Consider the following 6,074-nt stretch of genomic DNA (forward strand, 5'->3'; position numbering starts at 1 on the left):
CGGCGATTGAAGGCCTGTGCCGCCTTCTCGCACAGCGCGTCCGAGACCTTCTCCCGCTCCTCGCGGCACTGCCGGCGCAGTTCCTTCAGGCGCTCAGGATTGGCCACCAGCGAATCGACCGTCTCGGCGGGTTGCGACGGGCTGCAGCCGGCCAGCAGCATCGCAAGCAAGGGGATTGCAACGGGTGTCTTGTGCATCAAGTGTCCTCCACGAATTGGTGCTGGCGCCGTAGCGCCAGAGACTTCCTGTTGGTACAACGCTTCGCATGCCCGCGTATGGGCGAACGAAGCGCGCACATCCTAACGTCCTGCCATCACGCGGTACACGGCCGTCCGGGCGTGCTGGAAATGGCGGGTTTCAGTTTGAGACAGACATCAACTTGATAGCCGTGGCAATGCTTTGGCGGTTATGTCGTGCACGCCTCGTCGCGTGTCGGAAGACCTGCCATCCCGCCCAAGAGCAGACGCCTTGCGTCCACCACCGCATCGCCCCCCTGGGCCAATAGCCCACCGTCCTCATCCAGCAGCCGCACATGAAGCAGCCGAAGCTGCGCCGCACACCACGACTTCAGGTTGTGCTGCTGGACCTGATCGAACTCCGAGTAGATGTACTCCACCGGCAGCCCTGTCGCACCGCTGTACCGTGCATCCAGCGCGGACAGCACACGCCCAGCCAGTGGGTCCAGCCGTTTGGAGAGCTGCGCCAGCATCCAGGCGCATTCCTGCATCCGCAGGTCCATGGAAAGCAACGCATTCTTCATGCACTCCAACTGGTGGGCGGTATCCCGATAGCTGCTGCCGCTGAAGATGGTGCAGCGCACATCCGGCTGGTCGCAAACGCTGCGCGCCAAATCGCCCAACCCGCGCAGCAAGGCGGCATCGATCACGCCGCCCAACACCTGCCAGGACTGCGTCAGGTACAGCGGCACGGTGCCGCATGCGATCCAGTGCAAAGACGGATTTTCCGCCGCTGTGCCGAAGTCCCTGGGGTCAAAGCCCAACCCCCAAGCCACCTGAGATGTGGGCGCCAGGCCGTACCAGCCGTACTCCAGCATGCCGCTGGCCCAATTTGCCGAGGCACGGACCTTGTTTGTCATCAAGCCGTGGAGCGGACCGCGGGGCAACCGGTCCGCAACCCTGGCCAGTTGGGCCGCGGTGACGCTCAGGGCCCGTAGGCGTGCGATGGCGACCGCATGCGCGCTGGTCTCCAATGCGCAGCGCACTGCCGCCAGCGCTTGGGCCACGTGCAGTACATGTCCGCGCACCACCGGGTCCTTGAAGCTGCCGGGCTTGGCAAGTGGCACCAAGGCCGCAGCCAGCGCGTCATGTACGTTGGAATGGGAATGCATGGTCGTGTCTCTCCTCCCGGGCGCCACGCATGCGGGCACCCGGCCTATCGGGACGCGAGTTCGCCCCTGCCCAAACGGGCATGCACGTAATGAAAGCGGAATGCCAGACTGGGGGGCCTGGCGCGCGCTCAGCGCTGGCCGTCGCCCACAGTGATGCGGTCGGCGCGCAAGCCGCCCAGCCGCTCATGCACCCGGCCGCCTGTGGACATCACCAGGGCGAAAAGAAGCTCGTCGGGCCTTGGTCCGTCGGCCACGCCCACCTCCATGGCCGCAAAGTGACTGCGTACGTAGCTGGCTTCAATGTGGTGGACGGGGATATGCAGCCGCGTGCCGGCGCAGGCCACGGCCTTCGCCGAGGGCACGATAGCCTTGGCGCGCGGCAGCACTTCGCGCATCGACCAGCCCCCTGCTTCGTGCCATACGGCGCCATGTTCCAACTCCCCATTCGTGCCGACGATGGCCCCCTTGCCATAGGACTCGATTCGATCCGCGCCGCCGAGTGAGGAGAGAAGCTCCGGCACGAGGGATCGCGCCAACTCGTGCGCTGCGGCCACCATCCCGGAGAGGTCTTCCACGTAGCGTCCGGCAAAGGGATTCCGAACTACGGCTGCGATCGAGCCCATCGTGATCGGCTCATCCCGCGCGGGGCCGCCCTCATGGTAGGTGCGCTCGATGTTCAGGCACTTCTTGCGTATCTGCAGCATGACTTTGTCCTTCGCTCACTGGGGGGCAATGCCGGCATCGCGAGCAATCACGCCCCACTTCGTGATGTCGTCGTGGATCAGCTGACCAAACGCCTCGGGGGTGGACGGCGATGCTGTAAGGCCCGCAGTATCGAAACGCTGTTTCACCACGGGATCTGCAAGAACCTCCCGCAACGTCGCATTGAGCTTGGCCACCATGGGCGCAGGTGTATGGGCGGGAGCCGCTACGCCAAACCACACCGTCAGGTCGTAGCCCTTGAGGCCTTGCTCGGCAAGCGTCGGGACATCGGGGGCCAGAGGGGTGCGTCGAGCGGAGGTGACGCCAAGTGCATTCACGCGCCCGGAGCGCGCCGCCTGCATGCCGTTGACGAGATCGGCGACGCAAAAGTCGATGCTTCCGCCGATCAAATCCGTCATGGCCTGCGGTATGCCTTTGTAGCCCACTGCGGTTGCGCTGATGCCTGCCTGCGCGACCAGCCGCGCAGCGGAAAGCTGGCTGCTACCAGAACCGTATCCATAGGAGAGCTTGTCTGGATGGGCCTTCCCGTACGCGGTGAAATCCTGCAGCGTTTTTGCGGGTACGGATTTGCTTGAGACCAGCACGAACGGTGCTTCTGCAACCAGCGAGACGGGGGTGAAGTCTTTTCGTGGGTCGTAAGGCAGTGCCTTCATCACCGCCAGGTTGCTTGCGCCGTTGGTCACGCCAACCATCAGTAAGGTGTAGCCGTCAGGGGCGGCCCGAACTGCGGCCATCGTCCCCACTACGTTGCCGCCGCCGGCTTGGTTGTCCACGATGATCGGTTGCTTCAGGCGCGCAGCCATCGCATCGGCCAGCGTGCGCGCGACCACATCCGTGATGCTCCCAGCCGACATCGGGACCACCAGCCGGATGGGCCTGTCTGGAAATGCTGCGGCGACCAGGGGCGTCGCGGCAATAATGACCGCGATGATGTGTTTCTTCATAGTTTCCTCCTCTGTTGGTTGTTCTTTCGTGTGTTCACTTGGCGGGCTCAAGAAGCGCTGCTGAAGGTGACGCCCGCCATCCTCTCGATGGATTGAATGGCCGCGGTGTTGTCGGCCTGCCCAAGACCATCTGCGATCGCCAGGTCCAGCAGGCGCAGTGCGGTGCGGCATACATGCATGGGCACACCCAGCGCCTCAGCGACCCCCAGCCCGAGATGGACGTCCTTGCGAAGAAGCTCACCTGTGAAGCGCACCGGAAAACTTCGGTCCAGCAATCCACTGGTAAATCGTTCCTGCGTGGCGAATGATCTGCCGCTCGATCGGTTGATGACGTCCAGGACCATGTGCGGCTCAATTCCTGCAGCGACACCGCAGACCATCACTTCACAGCTGGCAAGCATCACAGTTGCGTAGAGAAGGTTGTTGAGCACCTTCAGGGTCTGCCCGCTGGCGATGTCGGTGCCGAGGTAGAAGACGTGGCTTCCTATCGCTTCCAGGGCCAGCAAGGCACTTCCATACGCCTCCAGGGAGCCGGCCGCCATGATGGTCAACTCACCCCGTGCTGCGGCGGCTAGGCCGCCGCTCACGGGTGCGCTGAGAAATCGAGGGCCTACGCGGTCCATCAATGCCTTTGCTTCGCGCGTGGCTTCTGGTCCGGTGGTGGAGAGATCCACCAACACGGTTGGCCAGCGGCTCTGAGGAGGCTCGGCGAGAGCCCTCAGTACGGACAGTACGCTGTCGGGTGTTGGCAGGCTCAGGCACACCATGTCCACGTCGGCAAGCAGTTCGTTCAATCCGCTTGCCGCGACGGCACCATATTCCTGCGCAACAGACATGGCCAGTGGATTGATGTCGAGCACAACCACGGCATGGGCGGCCTCGATCCAGCGCCTGACGAAGTGCCTGCCGATGTTCCCGGCCCCGATCAAACCAATTCGCATGGTTCCCTCCCAGTACATCCATGAACGGTCGAGATGCTATGCCGACAGGTGGAATGTGACGATTGATAAATCCGAGGTGGGGTATGCGCAATAGCTAACCGATTGAGGGTTACCTATCCATTTTCACAATTATTTATGGTGTCCATAAATGCGCGTTGCAATTAACCTCGCTGCATTGCAGCTTCCGCCCGCTCCAGGGCGGCCTGTTCCTTCAAAGCGGATATGAAGGGCGCGATGTATGGCCTTCCAACGCCAAGGGAGGAGCGCAGGACCGCCGGCGTGAGTTGGATTTCTTCTTTGAGGGGAACGGCGCGGAGGTGGTTGTACGGAAGTCCTTGCACCGTGAACTCATCCAGCAACGCTACGCCGACGCCTGACGCGACGAGCGCGCACGCGACATCCATGTGCCAAATATCGACGCGTACATTCAACGACACGCCGGCCCGGTCTAGTGCTGCTCCTATCAGCTGTCCGAACGCGATGCTGGGATGAGGTGCGATGACGGCCACATCCGATAGATCTCTGAGGCTGATCTGCTGCTTGCCGGCGAGAGCGTGGTCATCCGGCATGACGCAGACCATTCGGCCGGTTGTCACGACCTCGGCTTCCAGGTTCACGTGCTCCAATGGAACGACTGCGATCGCCAAGTCCGCTTGGTTGCTCAGGAGCATGCGCGGCATGTCCGCAAGGGTGCAAGCACGAAGCTGCACATGTACCTTCGGGTGCCTGTGTAGGAAGCGCGCAACCGCGCGCGCGGCCACGCCGCGAGAGAGGCAGTGGCTGACGCAGATGTTCAAAGCGCCAGCTGATCCGTTGCGAAGGTTCATCGCAAGGTCGTTGACCTGCATGGCGTGCAGATAGCACGACTCCACATCTGCAATCAGGGCTTTCGCCTCGTCGGTGGGGCATAGCCGACCTCCAATGCGGTCGAACAATGGGTAGCCAAGGGATTGTTCCGTGTGAGCGATCCCTCGGCTCACGGCTGGCTGGGACATGGACAAAAGCTTTGCCGCCGCCTTCACCGATCCGGTCAGCATGACCGCCCGAAACAATTCCATCTGCCGTAAGCGAAACCGCATGTGTAGCTCTCCCTATATTGAGTGCAACACTCAACAACGGGGCTACATGCTTCACCGACATCACGTCAAATTTCATCCGAAACATGACATTTAACGATCTGAAACAAAACAAACCTGATGTGGGATGTCCCACTCGGCCATGAGCGGACTAAGATCGCGCCCGTTTTGGCACAAGGTGGCATGGCGTTCTGTCGATGCCTCAAAAAATGACTCGCCGCGTCACCATTAAAACGGCCCTGGGAGAGGCCCTGCAGTTTCGACAATTGCGGGGCGAGGAAGCACTTTCGTCGCTTTATTCCTTCGAGATCGATCTACTCTCCGAGGAGCGCGACATCGACCCCAAAGCGCTTTTGGGCAAGTCCGCAACCGTCGAGATCGAGACCGAAGGCGGCGGCAAACGCTACCTGGACGGCCTGGTCACGCGCTTCGGCATGCAGGGCCAGGACCATCGGCTGTACTCCTACCACCTGCGCCTGCAACCCTGGCTCTGGGTGGCCACGCGGCGGCAGGACTTCCGCATCTTCCAGTTCAAGACCGTCCCGCAGATCGTGCAGGAGGTGCTGGGCCGCTACGGCTACCCGCTGCAACTCAAGCTCACGCGCGCCTACCGGGCCTGGGACTACTGCGTGCAGTACGGCGAGAGCGACTTCGACTTCGTCTCGCGGCTGCTGGAGCATGAAGGGGCGTACTACTACTTCCAGCACGCGAGCGGCCAGCACACCCTGGTGATCGCCGACGACATCGTGGCCGGCCACGAGCCCCTGCCGGGCGCGGCCGTGATCCCGTTCTACCCGCCCGAGAAGTCGGCCGTGGCGGACCGCGAGAACATCCACGCCTGGACGCTGGGCGAGGAGATCAAGCCCGGCAGGTACTACAACGACGACTACGACTTCACCAAGCCGAGGTCGGACCTCTCCAACATGCGCCAGCAGCCGCCTGGGCACGCGCACGATGCGTACGAGATCTACGAATGGCCGGGCGGCTACGTGCAGCACGGCGACGGCGAGCAGTACGCCCGCGTGCGCCTGCAGGAGGGCCT

Annotated in this window: 7 protein-coding genes; 1 reads left to right on the forward strand and 6 read right to left on the reverse strand. The window is 62.6% G+C overall.

Features of this window, described 5'->3' with window-relative positions; translation table 11 throughout:
- The 6 genes from BLR05_RS25235 to BLR05_RS25260 all read right to left on the reverse strand — a co-directional run.
- A partial coding sequence (locus tag BLR05_RS25235) for an EexN family lipoprotein (protein WP_092840521.1) occupies positions 1-197 on the reverse strand: 197 nt, incomplete at its 3' end.
- A 209-nt stretch (positions 198-406) separates the two neighbouring features.
- Positions 407-1,348, reverse strand: coding sequence for a hypothetical protein (locus tag BLR05_RS25240; RefSeq protein ID WP_092840509.1), 942 nt, complete (start codon positions 1,346-1,348; stop codon positions 407-409).
- A gap of 128 nt (positions 1,349-1,476) precedes the next feature.
- The gene (locus tag BLR05_RS25245; RefSeq protein ID WP_092840512.1) at positions 1,477-2,052 is read right to left on the reverse strand and encodes an amino acid synthesis family protein; all 576 of its coding nucleotides are present in this window, start codon (positions 2,050-2,052) and stop codon (positions 1,477-1,479) included.
- Positions 2,053-2,067: 15 nt separating this feature from the next.
- Positions 2,068-3,015, reverse strand: coding sequence for a Bug family tripartite tricarboxylate transporter substrate binding protein (locus BLR05_RS25250; RefSeq protein ID WP_092840515.1), 948 nt, complete (start codon positions 3,013-3,015; stop codon positions 2,068-2,070).
- 47 nt (positions 3,016-3,062) lie between these two features.
- The gene (locus BLR05_RS25255; RefSeq protein ID WP_092840524.1) at positions 3,063-3,956 is read right to left on the reverse strand and encodes an NAD(P)-dependent oxidoreductase; all 894 of its coding nucleotides are present in this window, start codon (positions 3,954-3,956) and stop codon (positions 3,063-3,065) included.
- Between the two features lie 161 nt (positions 3,957-4,117).
- Complete coding sequence (locus BLR05_RS25260; protein ID WP_092840518.1) at positions 4,118-5,035, reverse strand: LysR family transcriptional regulator; 918 nt, start codon at positions 5,033-5,035, stop codon at positions 4,118-4,120.
- A 206-nt stretch (positions 5,036-5,241) separates the two neighbouring features.
- On the opposite strand from BLR05_RS25260, the gene BLR05_RS25265 reads away from it, so the two are divergent.
- Positions 5,242-6,074 (forward strand): type VI secretion system Vgr family protein (locus BLR05_RS25265; protein WP_143016038.1); only part of this gene is annotated, 833 nt, incomplete at its 3' end.

This window comes from Paracidovorax cattleyae (assembly GCF_900104515.1).
In the GTDB taxonomy this organism is placed as follows: Bacteria; Pseudomonadota; Gammaproteobacteria; order Burkholderiales; family Burkholderiaceae_C; genus Paracidovorax; species Paracidovorax cattleyae.

Bases quoted from the DNA above. Each gene is read 5' to 3' on its own strand.
- BLR05_RS25255 (WP_092840524.1), bottom strand. From the start codon at position 3,956: ATGCGAATTGGTTTGATCGGGGCCGGGAACATCGGCAGGCACTTCGTC.
- BLR05_RS25260 (WP_092840518.1), bottom strand. From the start codon at position 5,035: ATGCGGTTTCGCTTACGGCAGATGGAATTGTTTCGGGCGGTCATGCTG.
- BLR05_RS25250 (WP_092840515.1), bottom strand. From the start codon at position 3,015: ATGAAGAAACACATCATCGCGGTCATTATTGCCGCGACGCCCCTGGTC.
- BLR05_RS25240 (WP_092840509.1), bottom strand. From the start codon at position 1,348: ATGCATTCCCATTCCAACGTACATGACGCGCTGGCTGCGGCCTTGGTG.
- BLR05_RS25245 (WP_092840512.1), bottom strand. From the start codon at position 2,052: ATGCTGCAGATACGCAAGAAGTGCCTGAACATCGAGCGCACCTACCAT.